This is a genomic window from Candidatus Eisenbacteria bacterium (assembly GCA_035712145.1).
GTDB lineage: Bacteria > Eisenbacteria > RBG-16-71-46 > RBG-16-71-46 > RBG-16-71-46 > DASTBI01.
This window is the reverse complement of record DASTBI010000117.1, coordinates 1-18,819: the sequence shown is the minus strand read 5'-3', so window position 1 is coordinate 18,819 and position 18,819 is coordinate 1. Positions and strand designations below refer to the sequence as shown.

Sequence of the window (18,819 nt, the reverse complement as noted above, 5' to 3'; positions counted from 1 at the left end):
AGGAGGTGAATGCAGTGGCAACGTTCAGCGAAGACCGCGTGAAGGAGATCATCGCCAAGGAGCTCGAAGTCGACGCCAAGCAAGTCGTGCCCGAGGCCAAGTTCATCGAGGACCTTGGGGCCGATTCGCTCGACATCGTCGAGCTGGTCATGGCGCTCGAGGAGGAGTTCGGCCTCGATATCCCGGACGAGGACGCGGACAAGCTGCGCACCGTCGGGGATGCCATGAACTATCTCAAGTCGCACGCGACGGCCAGCTAGGCCGAGGCCGCGACCCATCTCACACGGCTTCGAAACCCCGAGCGGGGACGCGAAGCAATCGCGAGAGAGCAGGACGTGACAGCAAACGACGGAAAGCGGGTGTGGATCACCGGGGCGGGCATCGTCTCGCCGATCGGTAACAACCTGCAGGAGTTCTGGGACCATTTGCTCCAAGGAGATTCCGGGGCCGGCCCGATCACGCGGTTCGATGCCTCCGCGTACGAGACTCGCTTTGCATGCGAGGTCAAGGGCTTCACGACCGAGGGCGCCTTGGACCGCAAAGAGGCGAAGCGGATGGACCGCTTCGTCCAGTATGCGGTCGTGGCAGCCCTGGAGGCCGTCCGGAACTCGGGGCTGGATCTGGAAGCGATCGACCGAAGCCGAGTGGGAGTCATCATCGGCTCGGGCATCGGTGGCATGGAGACGTTCGAGGAGCAGCATACCGCGCTCCTCCAGAAGGGCCCCCGTCGGGTGAGCCCGTTCTTCATTCCGATGATGATCATCGACATGGCCGCCGGCCAGGTTTCCATTCAGCTCGGGCTCAAAGGTCCCAATTTCGCCACCGTCTCCGCGTGCGCCTCGGGAGCGCACGCCATCGGCGAAGCTCTGCGCCTCATCCGCGCGGGCGACGCAGATGTCATTCTCGCGGGCGGAAGTGAAGCCACCATCACGCCGATGGCGGTGGCCGGCTTCTCGAGCGCCCGGGCTCTCTCGACACGAAACGACGACCCAACGCGAGCCAGCCGCCCGTTCGACAGCGAACGGGACGGCTTCGTGATCGGCGAAGGCGCTGCCGTGCTGGTCCTCGAGACCGAGGATCATGCGCGACGTCGCGGCGCCCAACCGTACTGCGAGCTCGCCGGCTATGGGGCCACGGGGGACGCCTATCACATGACGGCGCCCTGCGTGGACGGGGAGGGCGCGGCGCGCGCGATGAAGCGCGCGCTGGAAGACGCCCGCCTAGACCCCCATGACGTGCAGCACATCAACGCGCATGGCACTTCCACGCCCGCCGGTGATCCGGCCGAGGTGGCGGCCATCAAGCACGTTTTTGGATCGCACTCATGCCGGCTGATGGTGAGCTCCACCAAGTCCATGACGGGGCACCTGCTTGGCGCCGCCGGTGGACTCGAGGCGGTTGCCGTCGCCTTGACCGTGGCGCGCGGGGTCGTACCACCCACGATCAACCTTGAAAGACCAGATCCAACATGCGACCTCGATTTCGTTCCGAATCAGGCCCGAACGCAACGCGTGACGGCCGCAATCTCGAACTCGTTCGGGTTCGGAGGACACAACGTGACCCTGGCCGTTCGCGCCGTGGCGTAAGCCGCAGGCGCCGCGGCGGGCGCGGGACGCGACCTCCGGGACCGACACCGGCGCCGAAAGTCAGCTTCTGGGACTGGGTGCGTTCCCTGTTCCAGGGGCCGCCCGTGCCGGCGAAGAAGACCAGCAGCGATCACGAAGCACGCGTCATCAGCGAATTCAGCAACCACTATGGGCTGTCGTTCCGCGATCCCTCGCTGGTCAAGCTGGCGCTCACTCATCGCTCGTACCTGCATGTCACGGGGCAGCGGGATTCCAACGAGCGGCTCGAGTTCCTGGGCGATTCCGTGCTCGGGCTCGTGACCAGCGAGTACCTCTATCGCACCCACCCTACCGAGCACGAAGGTCAGCTGACCAAGACCAAGTCGCTGCTCGTGTCCAAGGCAATCCTTTCGCGGCGCGCTTTGGCGATGGGGCTCGGGCGCTTCGTGTTGATGAGCCACTCCGAGGTGGAGTCCGGCGGCCGGCAGCGTCTGTCGATCCTGGCGGACGCCTTCGAGTCGGTGGTCGGGGCCATCTACCTCGACCAGGGGTTCGAGGCGGCCCGCGCCTTCATCGAGCGCTGGCTGCTGCGGGACACGCGCTCGATCGTGGCCGACAAGCGCCACACCAACTACAAGAGCCACCTGCAGGAGTACGTGCAGAGCACCTACCGCACCCACCCGGTCTACCGCATCCGCAGCGAGATGGGGCCCGACCACTCGAAGCAATTCATGGTCGAGGTCATCGTCGGCAAGCGGACGCTGGGAGACGGCAAAGGACGCAACAAGAAAGAGGCCGAGCAGGCCGCCGCGCGCAACGCGCTCGAACGGGTCGAGCGCGGTCCGGTGTCCGATCGCGAGCTCCGGACCGGCCGCGAAGTCGAGCGTGATCCCGCGCCGCCACGTCCGGCCCGCACCCGGCACCCGCGCCCCGAAGTCGTCGAGGAGGCGCCGGAAGTGCTGGAGGTGGAACTGGACACCGATGACGAATCGGGGCCGGCCCGGAAGCGGCGCCGCGGACGTCGCGGAGGGCGGGGCCGGCGCCGCGCCGGCGAGCCGGTCGCCGAAGGTGCAACGGCGCCCGAGCGAGCGGCCGCGCCCGAGCGAGCGGCCACGCCCGAGCGAGCGGCCACGCCCGAGCGAGCGCCCATCGTTCCCAGCCGGCCGATCACCGAAGCCGACACCACGGTCGAGACGCGGTTCGAACGGCTCGCGGCGCGCGTGCGCTCCGAGCCGGACCCTGACATCCGGGCGATCGAGGTCGAGCCGATGCCTCGACTGTTCGAAGAGGACGAGAACGAGGAAGTCGGACGCCCCGAAGGGCCGAGGGAAGACAGCCACATCGATCCCTACGCCTGGGGCGGAGCGGACTTGAGAACCCGGTCGGTCGTCACGCCGCCGCCGCTCGCTCCCTCGCGGGACGAGTTGGAGGAGGAGATCGACGAGGATCTCGGCGCTCGTTCCGAGACCGAGACCGAAGCTCCCGAGCCTCCCGCACCTGCGTCTCGGGCTCGAGAAAGCGGTCCGGCGGCCAAGCCCGCGGGGTTTGGCCGGCGCCGCTCGAGGCGCTGATCGTCGATCGACGTCGCGCGGGCTCGGTCTGTAGCCGGGCTCGCGCGGCGCGTGATAGCCTCGTCACCGGCATGTGGTGCTCACTCGGCCTCTCGATCTCCCTCCTCGCCTCCGCGCCTGCGGCTGCCGGTCCAGGGTCACCCCGGGCGGTCTACCCCAACGAAGAAGCGCTGCGACGCTACGCCCAAGGCCGCCTGCTCGAGGAGCAGGGCGCCCGGCCACGCGCGCTGGACGAGTACTACCGCGCGCTCTTCCTCGACCCTCACGCTACGGACGTCGCGCGCCGCGTGAGCGAGGTCGCCGCGCAGATGGGCGATCCCGGGCGATCGCTCGAGTTCGCCGAGCGCGCCCTCGAGGTCGATCCCGCCGATCCCCGCGCGCTGTGGCTGAAGGGCGCCGCGCTGCTCAACCTGGGCCGTGATGAAGAGGCTTTGAGCGTCCTCCAGCGCTCCGTCGCCATCGACTCGCAGACGGTCGAGTACGTGCGCACGCTGGCCCGTGCCGCCGAGCGGCTCGATCGATACGATCTGCTGGCGCGAAGCTATCGGCGAGTGGTGTGGCTCGATGATCAGGATGCCGAGGCCTGGTTCCAGCTGGCGGCCGCCGAAGCGCGGAGGGGACGCTTCGGTGCGGCCGACACCGCGGTGGCGATCGCGGCCGAGCTGAATCCGCTGCGACCCGGGCTCCACTTCCTGCGCGGCTGGATCGCCGAGATCCTCGGCAGAACCGACGAGGCCGAAGCCAGCTATCGCGAGCACCTGGAGGCGCACCGCGACGACCAGGCCACGCGGCGCCGCTACGTGGCGCTGCTGGCGCGCGACAAGAAGTACAAGGAAGCCTTGGCCGAGGCGCAGATCCTGGCGAAGGCGAACCCGAAGGACCTCGACCTGCGGCATCTCGAAGCCGACCTCTTCTTCCAGGCCGGCCAGCCCAAGGATGGCATGCGCGCGCTCGACGAGATCCGCGATGACTTTCCCAAGGACTTGGACGCCGTCAACGTGCGGCTCGGCGTCCTCGCCCGCAACGGCCGCAGCAAGCAGGCGATCAACGAGGCCGAGAAGTGGCTGGCGGAACGTCCCGACGACCTGCACGCGCGGCTGGTCGTGGCGCGCACTCATGAAGTGGGAGGCGATCTTCCGGGCGCCATCAAGCATCTGCAGCGCGCCATGGTGATCGCTCCCGACTCGATCGCTCCGCCGGTGCTGCTGGCGCGCGCCTACGACAAGGCGGGAAAGCACGCGGACGCCGAGCCGATTCTCGAGAACGCGCACGCGAAGTTCCCCGCCGTCACGGCGATCGCCTTCGATCTGGCGCTGTGCCGAGAGAAGCTGGGAGATATCGCCGGAGCGGAATCGGCGGTGCGCGACGTGCTCGCGCGGGAGCCGAACAATCCCACCGCGCTCAACTTCCTCGGCTACCTCTATGCCGACCACAACCGCAACGTCGGCGAGGCGGTCGGCCTGATCCAGCGGGCGCTGGCGCAGCAGCCGGACAACGGCGCCTTCCTCGACTCTCTGGGATGGGCCTACTACCGGCTGGGCCGCCTGACCGAGGCCCGCAAGGAGCTGGAGCGGGCGGTGGCGCTCTCGGATGGCGACCCGGTCATCCACGAGCATCTCGGGGATGTCTACAAGGACATGCAACTCAAGGACTTGGCCCGCGAGCAATACAGGAAGAGCCTGGCTGCCGACAGCACGAACCAGCGCGTGCGCGCCAAGCTGTCCAGTATTCGTTAGACGGATGGGAACCACGCCTTCCGGCTGGGGTAAGAAAGCGGGGTGCAGACTCCTTTGGTTCTAGACCGCGATCCGACACCCGTACCCATCGTCAGGCTCTCCGACGAGGACCTGATGGGGCGCGTCGCCGAGGGCGACGAGCGAGCGTTCACCGAGCTCGTGCGGCGCTTCCAAGGCCGGGTCACGAATCTGGTCAGTCGCGTGTTGAACGACCGGGAGGCGTCCGACGACCTGGCCCAGGAAGTGTTCGTTCGGGTCTTCGTTCACCGCCGCAACTATCGGCGCGGCTCGAAGTTCTCGACTTGGCTGTTCACCATCGCCGCCAACCTCGCCAAGAACGAGATTCGGCGCCGGGTGCGGCGAAGGAACTGGTTCAGTCTCGACGCGCTGCAGGAAGTCTTGGGCGACAGCTCCAGCCATCTGGCGGATCCGACCGAGGGCAAGGAGCAGTCGATGCAGAGGGAGCAGCTTCAGAAGACCGTGGGCAAGGCCATCGCGTCGGTGCCCGAGAAGTATCGGCTGGCGCTCGTGCTTCGTGACATCGAAGGGTTCCCCTACGAGGAGATCGGCGAAATGTTGAACATCCCGGGCGGCACCGTCCGATCACGCATCAACCGGGCGCGCGGCATCCTCAAGCGCAAGCTCATCCCGCTCCTCCGCAAGGAGGGAAACCCATGAACTGCCGCCAGGCGAAGAACCTGTTCAGCGCGTACTGGGACGACGAGATCACCCAGGGCGAGCGGGAGTGGCTGGAGTCTCACTTCAGCTCGTGCGCGGTGTGCCGGCGTGAATACGAGCAGCTCGCCCGCACGCTCGAGGCGGTGAGCGACCTGCCCCGCGTCGAAGTGTCGAGCGGGTTCGCCGAGCGCGCGCTGGCGGCGGCGAAGCGCCGCTCGCCGGCCGTCGACCGCATGCCCGGCACGGTGCGCCGCTGGGTTCCGGTCACCGCGACCGCCGTGCTGCTCGCCATCGTGGCGGCGATGGTCATGCAGTGGTCCGGCATGCCGCTCGGCCCGCGCCACGGAGGATCCGTGGCGCTCGAGCAGCCGGTCCTGATCGCGCCGCAACCGGTGAAGACCGACGGCGCAGCGCCTCTACCCGCCGCTCCCGACGCGGCGTGGATGGCCGACGCCGAAGGCGTCACCGACAGCCTGTTCGATCACTCCGAGGACGTCGAGTTCATCCTCGATCCGGTCACGCTCCGCAAGGGGCGGGCGCACACGGTCGTGCGCGTGCAGCCCGAGCCGGCCCGGGGCGAGCAGGCTCAGGCCGTCATCACCTTCTAGGAGGCCCCAAGCGTGTCGTGTCGTCGCCTCGTCGGTTGGCTGGCGCTCATCGCCTTGATGGCTGCGAGCCCGTCCGAGGCCCAGAGCACGTTGTCGGCTCTGCAGACCGACATGGAGCAGATCGCCCAGCGCGCGAGACCCGCCGTGGTCACGGTCTTCGCGCAGCGTACGCTGGGCTCCAAGCCCGGTCCGCGAGGCCTCGAGCGCCGCACCCGCACGCGGGTGGGCTCGGGTGTCGCGGTCGAGGAGAACGGTATCCTCACCACCGCGAGCGTGGTGATGAACGCTCAGCGGGTGGTGATCCGCACCGCCAACGGCCTGCAGTCCGAGGCCCAGATCGTCGGGCTCGATCCGATCTTCAACTTGGCCCTGCTCCGGGTATCGTCGGTGCGGCTGCCGGCGGTGCGGTTCGCGGACGCGCGGGAGGGCCAGATCGGCAGCTGGGTCATCTCGCTCGGCACCTCGTACCGCGCGCAACCCACGCAGTCGGTGGGAAACGTGGCCTACCGCTATCGCGAGCCGCATCAATCTCTGCTGCAGCTCACCAACACCGTCTATCCAGGGAACAGCGGCGCGGCCGCGCTCAACTCGCGCGGCGAGCTGGTGGGCATCGTCCAGGGCGAGCTCTCGCCGCCCGAGCCGGCGGACACCGGGACCAACGCCGAGCGACGGCCCGGCGGCGCCAGCTTCATCCTTCCGGTCGAGACGGTGCGACCCGTGTACGAGAGCCTGCGCCGTCAGGGGCGTGTCCCTCACGGTTTCCTCGGGGTGCGTACCCGGCCGGCCAGCGTCCAGGTGGAGACCAGTGGCAAGAAGACTCCGATCGGAGCGCTGGTCGAGAGCGTCGTGGCGGGCGGACCCGCCGAGAGCGCCGGGCTCAAGCCGGGCGACCTGATCGTCGCCTACGAGCGCGAGCGCGTGGAGTATCCCGAGCAGCTGGCGCGCTGGGTGGCGGCCACGCGGCCCGGGGTCACGGTCGAGCTGGTATGGGTGCGCGACGAGACCGGCCACACGAGCCGGACGACGCTCGGCGAATCGCCCGATCGGGTGCCGATGTGGGTGCTGAACGAGGCCGATTCCGAGCCCAGCACGCCGCCGGTGCGTGTCTCCGAGCTGGAGCGTGAGATTCGCCGCCTGAGCGACGAGCTCGAGCGCATCAAGACCTCCGGCCGGCGTTAGCTCCGCGGGGGCTATACTGCCCACCGTGCCTCGCGAGCTCCTGGTCCGCTATCCGCCATCGCCCGCGCACTCGAGGATCCTCATCGCGCGTGGCGCCCTCGATCGCCTCGGATTTCGCACCCGCCGCGACACCGGCGCGCGCCGGGCCGCGCTGGTGACCGATGCGCGCGTGGGCCGGCTCTACGGCGCTCGCGCCACCGCCTCGCTCGAGGCCGCGGGAATCTCGGTGTCGCGCATCGTCGTCCCGAACCGCGAAGCGGCGAAGTCCGCGCGGCAGCTCACGCGTCTGTGGGATCGGTTCGCTCGTGAAGGTCTCTCGCGGCGCGACGCGGTGGTGGCGCTCGGCGGCGGCGCGGTCTCGGATCTGGCCGGGTTCGCGGCGGCGTCATGGCTGCGCGGGGTTCCCTGGATCTGCGTGCCCACCACGCTGCTCGCCCAGGTCGACGCCAGCGTCGGTGGCAAGACCGGCGTCAACCTGACCGCGGGGAAGAATCTGGCGGGCGCCTTCCATCAGCCATCCCTGGTGGTCGCCGACGTCGCCACGCTGGCGACGCTGCCCGCCCGGCAGATCCGCGCCGGGCTCGCCGAAGTGGCGAAGATGGGCATGGCGACCGACGCCGCGCTGTTCCGATGGGTCGAGCGCCATGCCGCCGCCCTGCGCCGCGGTGACCCGCGAGCCCTCGAAGGCGCGGTGCGTCGCGCGGTGCGGGCCAAGGTGCGTGTCGTGCGGCGCGACGTCTTCGAGCGCGAAGGCGGCGCGCGCACCTCGCTCAACTACGGTCACACCCTCGGACACGCGATCGAGGCGGCGGTCGGCTACCGCGGCATCCTGCACGGCGAGGCGGTGGCGATCGGCATGCGGGCGGCGGCCCTGCTCTCGGAGCGCCTCGCCGGGCTGCCCTCGCGCGCGCGGCAGAGGCAGGACGCCCTGCTCGACACGCTGGGCCTTCCGCGCCGCATGCCGCCCGCGTCGCTCGCGCGCCTGCTGCGGGCGATGTCGCGTGACAAGAAAGGCGCGCGCGGTCGCGTTCGCTGGGTGTTGACCCCCCGCATGGGCCATGCTAGCGTGCCGCGTCCAATCGCCTCACGCCTCGTGCGGGAGATCGCTCTTCGGTTCGGGGCTCGGGCATGAGCCCGGCCTCTGAGGCGGGACATGGCCCGATGCATCGCATCCTGGTCCTTCATGGTCCGAACCTCGACGCGTTGGGTACACGCGAGCCGGACCTCTACGGACGCGACTCCCTGGACGACATCAACCGACGCATTCAGAAACTGGCCTCCGAGCTCGGCTGCGAGGCGCAGTGTATCCAGAGCCAGCAGGAGGGGGTCCTGATCGACGAGCTGCATCGCGCGCGCGGCCGCTGTGACGCGGTCATCTTGAACGCCGGCGGTCTCACCCATACCAGCGTGGCGCTGCGCGACGCGATCAAGGCCGCGGGCGTCCCCGTGGTGGAGGTGCATCTCACCAATCCCGCCGCGCGCGAGCCGTTCCGCCAGGTCTCGCTGACCGCGGGGGCCGCGGCCGGCGTCGTCCAGGGTTTCGGCGCCTTGAGCTACGAGCTGGCGCTGCGAGGGCTGGCGAGTCGGTGGACGGCATGAAGAACCGCAAGCCGAAGAAGGGCGCGAGCGTGAAGTCGAACGCCAAATCGGCCGATAACGCCGGCGGGGTGCGACCCGCCGGCTTCGAGCTCGCCGAGCTTCGGCAGCTGATCCGGCTGGTGCAACGCACCGGGATCGGCGAGCTCGAGGTTTCCTCGGGAGGGCGGACGGTGCGCATCAGCGCGCACGGCACGGCCTCCGCGGTCATCGCGAGCCCTCAGGCCGCGAGCGCCTCGGCGCCCGCATCCGCCGCGGCTGCACCGGCGAAGACGCCGGAGACGACGGAACACCTGAAGGCGATCACGTCTCCGATGGTGGGGACGTTCTATCGGGCGCCGGCTCCGGATGCGGACCCCTACGTCGAAGTGGGGACGAGCGTCGAAGTCGGGCAGACGGTCTGCATCATCGAAGCCATGAAGCTGATGAACGAGATCGAGTCCGAGGTCAAGGGACGTATCGTCCACATCCTGGTCGAGAACGCCCAGCCCGTGGAGTTCGGACAGAAGCTCTTCCTGGTCGAGCCGGTCTGAAACCGCGGCGCCTCGAAGGTGCCCGATGAACATCCGCAGCGTGCTGGAGAAGATGATCGCCGCGCGCGCCAGCGATCTCCACATCAAGATCGGAACGCCCCCGGTCGTGCGCGTCGACGGCGTGCTCTACACGCTCGACGAGACGCCGCCCAACGCCGACGACCTGCGCTCGGTGGTGTCGCAGCTCCTCAACGAGGAGCAGCGCCTGTTCTTCTCGACCCACCACGAGATCGACTTCGCCTTCGGCGTCGCGGGCCTGGCGCGCTTCCGCGCCAACGTCTTCATGCAGCGCGGGTCTCCGGCCCTGGCGCTGCGCCACGTTCCCGTGGACGTGCCGACCATCGAAGACCTCGGTCTCCCGGCGCTGGTGCGCGAGCTGGCCTTCGCCCCGCGCGGCCTGATCCTGGTGACCGGCCGAACCGGCTCGGGCAAGTCCACCACGCTGGCAGCGATGATCGACGCGCTGAACCGTGTGACCACGCGAAACGTGATCACGGTGGAGGATCCGATCGAGTTCCTCCACCGCGACCGGATGTCGTTCATCCATCAGCGCGAAGTGGGGCTCGACACCCGCTCGTTCCACGAGGGCCTGCGCTACGTGCTGCGCCAGGACCCCGACATCATCCTGGTCGGCGAGATCCGCGATCTCGAGACGATGAGCACCGCGCTCATGGCGGCCGACACCGGGCACCTGGTGCTGTCGACGCTTCATACCACCGACGTCGTGCAGACGCTGCAGCGCGTGATCTCGTTCTATCCGCCGCACCAGCACGACGAGATCCGCATGTCGATCGCCTCCAACCTGCGTGCGGTGCTCTGCCAGCGCCTGATTCCGCGGCGCGACGGGGCGGGCCGCGCGCCCGCGGTCGAGGTCATGATCAACACCCCGACCATTCGCGAGTTCCTGCTGAGCCCGGAGAAGATGCCGCTGATCCACTCGGCGGTGGCCGAGGGCGTCACGCAGTACGGCATGCAGACCTTCGACCAGTCGGTCATGGGCCTGCTGAAGGACGGCGTGATCACGGAGGAAGAGGCGATCAAGAACTGCAACAATCCGAACGAGCTCGCGCTCAAGCTCAAGGGGATCTCGGCCACCTCGGACCGGCTGTGGCAGCCGGTCGAAGCCGCGAAGGACGCCGAGAGCGGCGCGCCTTCGGGCGGCGGCAAGCCCAGCTGGATGACCAAGCTGTAGCCTTCCCCGGCCGACGTGGCAGGGGAGACGGGGTTTCCCTATAGTGCGCGGCGCATGTTCAAGAAAGTCCTGATCGCCAACCGCGGCGAGATTGCGCTGCGTGTCATTCGCGCCTGTCGCGAGCTCAACATCTCCACCGTCGCGGTGTTCAGCGAAGCCGATCGCGACAGCCTCCACGTGCGTCTCGCCGACGAGTCGGTGTGCATCGGCCCGCCGCCGGCCTCGCAGTCGTACAACCACGTCGCCCGTCTGATCTCCGCCGCGGAAGTGACCGGCGTCGATGCCATCCATCCCGGCTATGGCTTCCTGTCCGAGAACGCGCACTTCGCCGAGGTCTGCGCGTCGTGCAACTTCGTCTTCATCGGTCCCACCCCGGACATGATCCGCTCCATGGGCGACAAGGCCGAGGCGCGGCGCAGCATGACGGCTGCCGGCCTGCCGGTGGTCCCGGGCAGCGAAGGGACGTTGCCCGACATCGACGCCGCGCTGGAAGTGGCCAGGGGGATCGGCTTTCCGGTCATCATCAAGGCCACCGCCGGCGGTGGCGGCCGGGGCATGCGGGTGGCGTTCGACGAGAAGCAGCTGCGCGCCGGCTTCGGGATCGCCCAGGCCGAGGCGGGAGCCGCGTTCAACAACAACGCCGTCTACGTCGAGAAGTTCATCACCAAGCCCCGCCACATCGAGTTCCAGATCCTCGGCGACGCCCACGGCAACCTCATCCATCTCGGCGAGCGCGAGTGCTCGGTGCAGCGCAACCACCAGAAGCTGATCGAGGAATCGCCGAGCCCCTTCCTCTCCGACGCGCGGCGCCGGGAGGTCGGCGAGCTGGCGGTGCGTGGCGCGCGCTCGATCGGCTACCTCAACGCCGGCACGATGGAGTTCCTGTTCGACGCCGACGGCTCCTTCTACTTCATGGAGATGAACACCCGCGTCCAGGTCGAGCACCCGGTCACCGAGGAGGTCACCGGAATCGACATCGTCAAGGAGCAGATCCGGATCGCGGCGGGAGAGGCGCTCACGCTCACGCAGGACGAAGTCGAATGGCGCGGTCACGCCATCGAGTGCCGGATCAACGCGGAGGATCACGAGCACAACTTTCGCCCGAGTCCCGGCAAGATCACCTATTGGTACAAGCCCGGCGGTCCCGGCCTCCGGATCGACAGCCACGTCTATGCGGGCTACACGGTGCCGCCCCACTACGACTCGATGATCGGCAAGCTGATCGCCTATGGGAAGGACCGAGCCGAGGCCATGCGCCGCATGCAGATCGGCCTCGAGGAGATGATCGTCGAGGGCATCCAGACGACCATCCCCTTCCATTTGAAGGCTCTGCGCGACCCGCGCTTCCAGGCCGGCGACCTCGACACCCACTTCGTCGAGGCGTTGCTGAAGGGCGAGCCACAGGGCGCCGCCCGCTAGACCGGACCGACGCCGCCTCTCCACCCACCAGCGCGGGTGTTTCCCGCGACTTCCCCGTTGACTACATCCGTAGTCAAGCCATAGGCTCCCCGTTGACGACAGGTGTCGGCAGGGAGGATCCGATGAGCAAAGCACCCCCGGGAACACAGGAGCTTCAACTGCTGCGCCACATCGCCCGCGGCGGCCCCGCCAGCGTCGGCCAGGTGGCGGAGTCTTTCGGAGCGTCGCAGAATCTCGCCCGCTCCACCGTGCTCACCATGATGGAGCGGCTGCGGGCCAAGGGCTACCTCACCCGTCGCCGGGTCAAAGGCGTCTTCGTATACGCAACGTCGTCGCGAGACGAAGACCTGCTGCGCGATGCGGTCGGCCGCTTCGTCCAGCGCGCGCTCGAAGGCTCGGTGTCGCCTTTCGCCGCATATCTCGCCGAGCGCTCGCAGGTGAGCGAGTCGGAGCTTCTGGACCTGGAGCGGGCCCTGGAACGCCTGCGCTCCAAGCGAGGAGGGACGAGCCGATGAACGCCTGGCCCTGGATCGAAACGCTGGGTCGCGCCTCGCTCGAAGGCGCGATCCTGATCGCGGTGGTGTGGATCGTGACGCGCGCGTGGTCGGGTCTGCCGGCGTGGACGCGCGCCAGCCTGTGGTGGATGGCGAGCGCCCGCCTGCTGATCGGCCTCCTGCCGCTCGCGCAGCTCGAGGTGCGGACGCCGGCGCTGCCGGTCACCGCCGTGTGGTGGCCCTCGGCCGTGGCGGCACCGGTCGCTTCGGCCCCCGCGCCGGAATCGTCGCCCGTGAGCGCGTTGCTGGGCGAGCCGGTGACCACCGAGGCGGACCGCGCGGTGGCTGGTCCGGCGCCGCCGCCTCCTCCCGCCCGGCCCTGGAATCCTCAGCCGCTGCTGCTGGCCCTCTTCGGAGTCTGGGTCGCCGGAGTCCTGGTGCGAGCGATGGGGCTCTTGCGTCAGGGCCTCCGCGTGAGCCGGATGGTGTGGGGCGCCCGGCCGCTGAATGGCGTGTTGTGCGAGGCGCTTGCGCCTGACACCACGATCCGCTTCGCCGCCAGCAGCGACGCTCCGGTGCCGATGGTGACCGGCCTCTGGAGGCCGGTGGTGCTCCTCCCCGAGGCGATGCTCCGCAATCCGGGCAAGGACCTGCGACTCGCCGTCGCTCACGAGCTGGCCCACGTGCGCCGCGGCGACCTGTGGCTCGCGTGGGTGCCGGCCCTGGCCGAGACGCTGTTCTGGTTCCATCCGCTGGTCTGGCGCAGCGTCCGCGAGTATGTCGAGGCGAGCGAGCAAGCGTGCGACGCCGAAGCGCTGCGCATCACGGGTGCGAGCCCGTACGACTATGGCCGGCTGCTCGTCGCGTTCGGCGTGCATCGCCGCCTGACGGGCGCCACGGCCATGCCGTGCGGATCACCCAGCAAAGGCCAGCTCGAGCGAAGGCTCTCGCGGCTCAAGCACGTCTCGCCGCTGTCCCCGCGCCTGCGCCGCGCCGCGTTCGCCGTGATCGCCGGCTTTGCGCTCGTCGGCCTGGCCCCGTTGCGCCTGGTGCCGACGTCCTCCGCCTCCACGGACCGGCTGTCCCGTGACGACGAAGCGCTCGTCCGCACGAGCGCCATTGCGGACGAAGAGAGAAACGCCGATCAGGATTGGGATCGCTGGGACTGGGACGAATGGGATCCGCCCACGCCGCCCACGCCACCCACACCGCCGACTCCACCCACTCCGCCCACACCGCCGACTCCGCCCACACCACCCACGCCGCCCACACCGCCCATTCCGCCCACACCGCCCACACCGCCGGTCCCGTTTCGCTACTCCGGCTCGGGATACGCCTACCGCGACGGCGATCACGGCAGGGACCAGTACGCGTACGTCCTGGTGAAGGGGGCCGAGCGCAACTTTTCGGGCTCGGGGGGCAGCGCGGACTGGAAGGAAGTCAATCGTCTGAGCAAGCAGCGCAAAGGCGACTTCCTGTGGGTGCGTGTTGGAGACAAGCGCTACCTCATCGAGGACAAGTCGCTTCTCTCGAGGGTCGAAGATGCTTTCGCTCCCCAGCAGGCGATCGGTGGGCGTCAGAGTGAGCTGGGCGAGGTCCAGTCGATGATCGGGGAGCAGCAGAGCCTGATCGGCGAGCAGCAGTCCAAGGTCGGCGAGAAGCAGTCCGAGATTGGACAAAAGCAAGCCGAGCTGGCGGAAGCGATGGCCGGCAGACCGGATCGCTCGGAGTTCGAGCGCCTCCAGGAAGACCTCGCGGACCAGATGGAGATGCTGAGCCGGGAGCAGCAGAAGCTGTCGAGAAGGATGGAGCCGCTCAGCCGCCGGCAGCAGGAGCTGGGAGAGCAGATGACGCTGCTGGGCCGCGACATGGAGCGCGCCTCGCGCCAGGCTCAGAGGCAGGTGCGGAGCCTGGTCGATCAGGCGATCCGAAGCGGAATCGCCAAACCACTGCTCTGAGCGTGGCCGCGAGCCGGGTGCGTGTCCTGTTGACGCCGCGCGCGGAGACGCGCGCGGCATCGGCAGCCGCCGCGAACGAAGCCGCCGTGGTGATCGACGTGCTGCGCGCCACCACCACGCTGACGGTGGCCCTCGGTCATGGCGCCTCTGCCGTGCATCCAGCCGCGACTCCCGAAGAGGCCTTTCGCAAGCGCAGTCTCATGCCCCAGGCGCTGCTCTGCGGCGAGCGGGAGGGACGGCGCATCGAGGGATTCGATCTCGGCAACTCACCGTTCGAGTACCCGGTGACGGCGGTGTCCGGCCGTCCGCTGATCTTCGCCTCGACCAACGGCTCGCTCGCGATGATCGCGGCGGCGAACGCGCGGCGGCGGCTGCTCGCCGCGTTCGTCAATCTCCACGCCGTGGCCGAGCGCGTGGCGTCCGAGCCTCGAGTCGTCATCGTGTGCGCGGGCAAGCTTGGAGGATTCGCGCTCGAAGACGCCGCCTGCGCCGGACTCCTGGTGGAGCGCCTCGTCGCGCGGGGAGCGAAGCCCGAGGGGCCGGCGGCCGCGCTCGCGCGCCGGCTGGCGCCGCGCGATTCCGCCGAGACCAAGGCCCTCGTCCAGGGCGCCGCGCACGGCCGCTACCTTCGCGCTCTGGGCCCCGAATTCGCGCGGGACGTCGAGTTCTGCGGCGACCTCGACGCGCTGGACGATGCCTTCGAGATCTAGAGCCTAGCGGCGCTGGGCCTGGATCATCATGGTTAGGCCGACAGTCCCGAACACGAGGTCGCCGAGCCATGCGGCGAGGTAGGGAGGAAGGGCGCCGTTGTGCCCCAATGCCTGGCCGGTGCGCATGAAGGCGTAGTAGAGGAACGAGATCGTCACCGAGAGCCCGAACCCGAGCGCGTTGCTCTGCAGGCGAAGACGCGTGGCGATCGCCGCTCCAATCATCACCACGATCAGATTGACCAGCGGAAACGCCAGCTTGAGGTGCAGGTCCACGAGATAGTTCGATACCCGGCTGCCGCTCGCGCGCAGGCGTTCCACGTAGCTCCTGAGCTCCGGATAGCTCATCTCATCGGGCTGCCTCGTCTCCTTGGCGAAGTCCTCGGGCCGCTCGGGCAGGCCTTTCACCGACATCCGGGTGAAAGGCTCGACCTTCTCCTTGCCGTCTTCGAAGGTCCGCAGGTATCCGGAGCTGAACACCCATTGCTTGCCGTCCCACGTCGCCTCGGCGGCGTCGATCCGGCGCCGCAGATTGCCCTTCGTGAACTCCTGCAGCGACACTTCGTGCATGCGCCGCTCACCCACCAGGTAGAGCCGCATGTAGAAGATGCGGCCTCCCGCGCCCAGGTAGGTCACGTCCGCGCGCTCCCTGACCTCGTCGCGCTGAATCTTCTGGATCTGCTCGTCGTAGATGCGGTCGCGCTGCTGGTTCGCGGTCGGCACCAGGACCTCGCTGATCGCGAGCGCGACGATCACGCCCACGGTGGCGAGCCCGAAGATCGGCGCCAGGATGCGCACCAGCGAGAGCCCGGCGGCCCGCATCGCGGTCAGCTCGCCGAACTTGTTGAGCTGCCCGAGCGCCAGGAAGGTGGCCATGAGGAGCGCCACGGGCAGCACGCGCACGACGACTTCGGGCACGCGGTAGACGTAGAAGCGGAACACCAGGTCGAACGGAGCGTGATGGTCGAGGAAGACGTCGATCTTCTCGAACACGTCCACCACGATGAAGATCGTGATGAACCCCATCAGTCCGAGCGCCAGGTACATCGAGAATTCGCGGAGCAGGTAGCGATCCAGTGTCCTCACGCCACGGCCCGTCGCTCACCACGCGCCATCCGCCGGCCGGTCGTCCGGCGGCCGCGCTTCCACGGCATCTGGACGTCGCAGGCCTCGAGCGTCCACTGGAGCCCGAGCCCGCCGAGCAGGAAGTTCGGGAGCCACATCGCCAGCCACGCCGGGATCATCAGCCGGTGCGCGAGCTCCTCGCCGCCGATCAGGCACAGCCAGTAGAACAGGAAGAACGCGACCGAGAGGAACGCCACGGCCGGACCGCCGCGGCGCACGCGCATGCCGATCGGCGCTCCGATCAGCACGAAGACGAGACAGGCGGCCGGCAGCGAGAACTTCTTGTGGATCTCGACCGCGAGGCTGGCAATGCGTTTCTCGTAGGCGTTCTTCTGGAGCAGCCAGATGTTCAGCTCGCCGGCTTCGATCGGGTGCTCGTTCGTGAAACGCTGCATGGCTTCCGGACCGGCGCGCAGGCGCTCGAGCGTCTGGCTCATGCGGGTGGCCCACGGAAGGTCCTGGAACTCGAGCATCGCCTCGACCTCTTTGGTCAGGTGGCGCCCCTGGTACTGCTTGCGGCGAATCTCCATCGCGTTGCGGTAGCGGTCGCGCTCGTCCTGCCGCTGCGCCATCAAGGCCGCGGCGGAGAGCTCGCGGTCGCTGCGCGCCATGCGGGCCGAGCGCTCGAGGATCGCGCCGGCGCCCAGGACGTTGATCACGTGCGTCTTGAACGTCAGCCGCCGATAGCGCCGCGCCCCGCCTTCCTCCATCGGCACCTCGTGGATCTCTCCGTCCTTGAGCCGCAGCACCGCGGTCCGGCCATCGGGCGTGTAGGACAGCGTTCCACTCTTGGCCAGGATCGTGGTGGGAGGCCCCCCGGGGTTGAGCTGGTAGATGGTGAGCCCGCGCATCTCGTTGGTGCGCCCGTTCACCGACTGCACCAACAGGTTGTACCCCGGGAAGTCGGTGATGAAGGTCCCCTCCTGAAGCTTCACCGTGGGCCGCATGCGGCCGATATCGATGAGCAGGTTCATGAAGGCGTGGTTGCTCTCGGGCAGGACGTAGTTGTTGAACGCGGTCAGTCCGCCGGTCAGGACCAGGGCCGCGACCAGGGGGCCGACCAGGACGCTCCCGAGGTGGACCCCGCTGGCTCTCAAGGCGGTGATCTCGTTGTCCTGCGAGAGCCTGCCGAAGGTCATGAGCGTGGCGACCAGCACCGCGCAGGGGACGGAGAGGGCCACGATGTAGCCCAGGGAGAGGATATAGAGCTGCAGGACCACGCCGACCCCGACTCCTCGGTTGACCACCAGGTCCAGGTAGTCGAACAGCACGTCCATCACGAGGATGAACGTGACCACCCCGAAGCCGAGGAGGAACGGAACCAAGTGCAGCCTGAGGATGTAGGAACGGAGCAGACGCACGGACGCGAGCCTACCGCATGGGTCCCCGCGGGGGCGACCGAATTTGCCCGTAAAGGCTTCGAGCGCCGAAGCTTGGGGCCCCGGGGCCCGGTCGCTTTCTCCCGGGGAAGCATCTGATTTGATGCCCAAATGTTCTCCGTCATAACGCCGCCTCTCGTCGCGCTGCTCCTGGCGTGGCCTGGGCTCCCGAAGCTGCCCGGCTTGCCTGGTCTCGGCGACCTCAAGAAGCTGCGTCAGAAGGCGGCGCCCCCTCTGGACTCGCTTCCTCCCGCGTGGAAGCCGGTGTCCCGCTTGGCGTTGGAGAATCACTTCGTCCGCGCCGTCCTGCCTCCGATCCCCTCGGGACCCGCGGGGATCAAGCTCAATTCCGACCCGCGCCAGCTCCGGGTGTCCTTCGAGCCCGACTCGGGGGTGGTGCGGTACACCACCGAAGTCGGGGAGTTCTCGGTCGCCGAGCCCACCCGGGTGCCGATCGAGACTTTCACCCAGGAGATGACTCGGAGGAACTTCCAGCGCCTGTGGGCCGACCGGACCCGCACCGGACTCGCGGCCGGGCCGGCGGCCACCACGGCCGCGAAGCCGACCGGCGGGCTCACCTTCGAGTTCCCGTCGCCGTTGCCTTCCTACGCCAAGGGGATCTTCGGCTCGGGCAATCCGTCCCTCACGGTGTCGGGCTCGGAGAACATCCGGCTCTCGGGCACGAGCAACTGGTCCAACCAGCAGGTGACTCAGCTGGGCCAGAAGCGCTCCCTCTTCCCGTCGCTCGACATGCAGCAGGACCTCGACATCCGTCTCGAGGGCCGGTTGTCGGACCGCGTCGGGGTCAATCTGCTCCAGAACTCCGCCAACCAGATCCCGCTCGCGAACCGGATCGCCATCAATTACAAGGGCGACGAAGACGACCTGGTCCAGGCCCTCGACCTCGGCAACACCAACCTGTCGCTGCCCGGCACCCAGTACGTGTCCTACAGCGGCAAGAACGAAGGTCTCTTCGGGATGAAGGCGACGACCCGGATCGGGCCGCTCGACTTCACGGTCCTCGCCAGCCGCCAGGAAGGCCGCAGCGAGCGCGCGGGATATCAAGGTGGCGCGTCGCG

General features: G+C 68.6%; 18 protein-coding genes. 16 read left to right on the top strand and 2 right to left on the bottom strand.

The genetic code is table 11. From position 1 onward, the window contains the following. Window positions 1-14 precede the first annotated feature (14 nt). The 15 genes from acpP (at window position 15) to VFQ05_07145 (ending at window position 15,239) form a co-directional block, all read left to right on the top strand. On the top strand, window positions 15-260 hold the full coding sequence (gene acpP, locus VFQ05_07215) for an acyl carrier protein (GenBank protein ID HET9326542.1): 246 nt from the start codon (window positions 15-17) through the stop codon (window positions 258-260). A gap of 75 nt (window positions 261-335) precedes the next feature. Further along, complete coding sequence (gene fabF / locus VFQ05_07210; GenBank protein HET9326541.1) at window positions 336-1,586, top strand: beta-ketoacyl-ACP synthase II; 1,251 nt, start codon at window positions 336-338, stop codon at window positions 1,584-1,586. A gap of 104 nt (window positions 1,587-1,690) precedes the next feature. Beyond that, window positions 1,691-3,136 carry a ribonuclease III gene (gene rnc, locus VFQ05_07205; GenBank protein ID HET9326540.1) on the top strand — a complete coding sequence of 482 codons (1,446 nt, stop codon included), beginning with the start codon at window positions 1,691-1,693 and terminating at the stop codon, window positions 3,134-3,136. Between the two features lie 71 nt (window positions 3,137-3,207). Beyond that, window positions 3,208-4,872, top strand: a complete 1,665-nt coding sequence (locus tag VFQ05_07200) for a tetratricopeptide repeat protein (GenBank protein HET9326539.1) — start codon at window positions 3,208-3,210, stop codon at window positions 4,870-4,872. 114 nt (window positions 4,873-4,986) lie between these two features. Then, window positions 4,987-5,550: a sigma-70 family RNA polymerase sigma factor gene (locus VFQ05_07195; GenBank protein ID HET9326538.1), complete on the top strand. Its 564-nt coding sequence runs from the start codon at window positions 4,987-4,989 to the stop codon at window positions 5,548-5,550. Next, a complete protein-coding gene (locus VFQ05_07190; GenBank protein HET9326537.1) occupies window positions 5,547-6,158 on the top strand; it encodes a zf-HC2 domain-containing protein in 612 nt (203 codons plus the stop codon). The genes VFQ05_07195 and VFQ05_07190 overlap by 4 nt, the downstream gene beginning before the upstream one ends. A 12-nt stretch (window positions 6,159-6,170) precedes the next feature. Then, window positions 6,171-7,337, top strand: coding sequence for a trypsin-like peptidase domain-containing protein (locus tag VFQ05_07185; GenBank protein HET9326536.1), 1,167 nt, complete (start codon window positions 6,171-6,173; stop codon window positions 7,335-7,337). Window positions 7,338-7,362: 25 nt separating this feature from the next. Then, window positions 7,363-8,469, top strand: coding sequence for a 3-dehydroquinate synthase (gene aroB, locus VFQ05_07180; protein ID HET9326535.1), 1,107 nt, complete (start codon window positions 7,363-7,365; stop codon window positions 8,467-8,469). 29 nt (window positions 8,470-8,498) lie between these two features. After that, complete coding sequence (gene aroQ, locus VFQ05_07175) at window positions 8,499-8,936, top strand: type II 3-dehydroquinate dehydratase (protein ID HET9326534.1); 438 nt, start codon at window positions 8,499-8,501, stop codon at window positions 8,934-8,936. Beyond that, complete coding sequence (accB, locus tag VFQ05_07170; protein ID HET9326533.1) at window positions 8,933-9,466, top strand: acetyl-CoA carboxylase biotin carboxyl carrier protein; 534 nt, start codon at window positions 8,933-8,935, stop codon at window positions 9,464-9,466. The genes aroQ and accB overlap by 4 nt, the downstream gene beginning before the upstream one ends. Window positions 9,467-9,491: 25 nt before the next feature. Further along, on the top strand, window positions 9,492-10,658 hold the full coding sequence (locus tag VFQ05_07165; protein ID HET9326532.1) for a type IV pilus twitching motility protein PilT: 1,167 nt from the start codon (window positions 9,492-9,494) through the stop codon (window positions 10,656-10,658). 54 nt (window positions 10,659-10,712) lie between these two features. Next, window positions 10,713-12,077, top strand: a complete 1,365-nt coding sequence (accC, locus tag VFQ05_07160; GenBank protein ID HET9326531.1) for an acetyl-CoA carboxylase biotin carboxylase subunit — start codon at window positions 10,713-10,715, stop codon at window positions 12,075-12,077. 122 nt (window positions 12,078-12,199) lie between these two features. After that, on the top strand, window positions 12,200-12,592 hold the full coding sequence (locus tag VFQ05_07155; GenBank protein HET9326530.1) for a BlaI/MecI/CopY family transcriptional regulator: 393 nt from the start codon (window positions 12,200-12,202) through the stop codon (window positions 12,590-12,592). After that, a complete protein-coding gene (locus VFQ05_07150; protein ID HET9326529.1) occupies window positions 12,589-14,529 on the top strand; it encodes a M56 family metallopeptidase in 1,941 nt (646 codons plus the stop codon). Before VFQ05_07155 ends, VFQ05_07150 begins: the two co-directional genes overlap by 4 nt. 17 nt (window positions 14,530-14,546) lie before the next feature. Then, window positions 14,547-15,239 carry a 2-phosphosulfolactate phosphatase gene (locus VFQ05_07145; protein HET9326528.1) on the top strand — a complete coding sequence of 231 codons (693 nt, stop codon included), beginning with the start codon at window positions 14,547-14,549 and terminating at the stop codon, window positions 15,237-15,239. A 3-nt stretch (window positions 15,240-15,242) separates the two neighbouring features. Here the strand turns inward: VFQ05_07145 and lptG are convergent, their stop codons facing one another. Both lptG and VFQ05_07135 read right to left on the bottom strand, forming a co-directional pair. Then, on the bottom strand, window positions 15,243-16,322 hold the full coding sequence (lptG, locus tag VFQ05_07140; GenBank protein ID HET9326527.1) for an LPS export ABC transporter permease LptG: 1,080 nt from the start codon (window positions 16,320-16,322) through the stop codon (window positions 15,243-15,245). Beyond that, on the bottom strand, window positions 16,319-17,722 hold the full coding sequence (locus VFQ05_07135) for an LptF/LptG family permease (protein HET9326526.1): 1,404 nt from the start codon (window positions 17,720-17,722) through the stop codon (window positions 16,319-16,321). The genes lptG and VFQ05_07135 overlap by 4 nt, the downstream gene beginning before the upstream one ends. Window positions 17,723-17,851: 129 nt before the next feature. Here VFQ05_07135 and VFQ05_07130 point away from each other — a divergent pair. Beyond that, on the top strand, window positions 17,852-18,819 hold a 968-nt coding region (locus VFQ05_07130), incomplete at its 3' end, for a hypothetical protein (protein ID HET9326525.1).

Coding starts and splice junctions, on each gene's coding strand:
- accC (HET9326531.1), top strand. CDS start 10,713: ATGTTCAAGAAAGTCCTGATCGCCAACCGCGGCGAGATTGCGCTGCGT.
- accB (HET9326533.1), top strand. CDS start 8,933: ATGAAGAACCGCAAGCCGAAGAAGGGCGCGAGCGTGAAGTCGAACGCC.
- aroQ (HET9326534.1), top strand. CDS start 8,499: ATGCATCGCATCCTGGTCCTTCATGGTCCGAACCTCGACGCGTTGGGT.
- VFQ05_07150 (HET9326529.1), top strand. CDS start 12,589: ATGAACGCCTGGCCCTGGATCGAAACGCTGGGTCGCGCCTCGCTCGAA.
- VFQ05_07195 (HET9326538.1), top strand. CDS start 4,987: ATGGGGCGCGTCGCCGAGGGCGACGAGCGAGCGTTCACCGAGCTCGTG.
- VFQ05_07200 (HET9326539.1), top strand. CDS start 3,208: ATGTGGTGCTCACTCGGCCTCTCGATCTCCCTCCTCGCCTCCGCGCCT.
- VFQ05_07165 (HET9326532.1), top strand. CDS start 9,492: ATGAACATCCGCAGCGTGCTGGAGAAGATGATCGCCGCGCGCGCCAGC.
- VFQ05_07155 (HET9326530.1), top strand. CDS start 12,200: ATGAGCAAAGCACCCCCGGGAACACAGGAGCTTCAACTGCTGCGCCAC.
- VFQ05_07190 (HET9326537.1), top strand. CDS start 5,547: ATGAACTGCCGCCAGGCGAAGAACCTGTTCAGCGCGTACTGGGACGAC.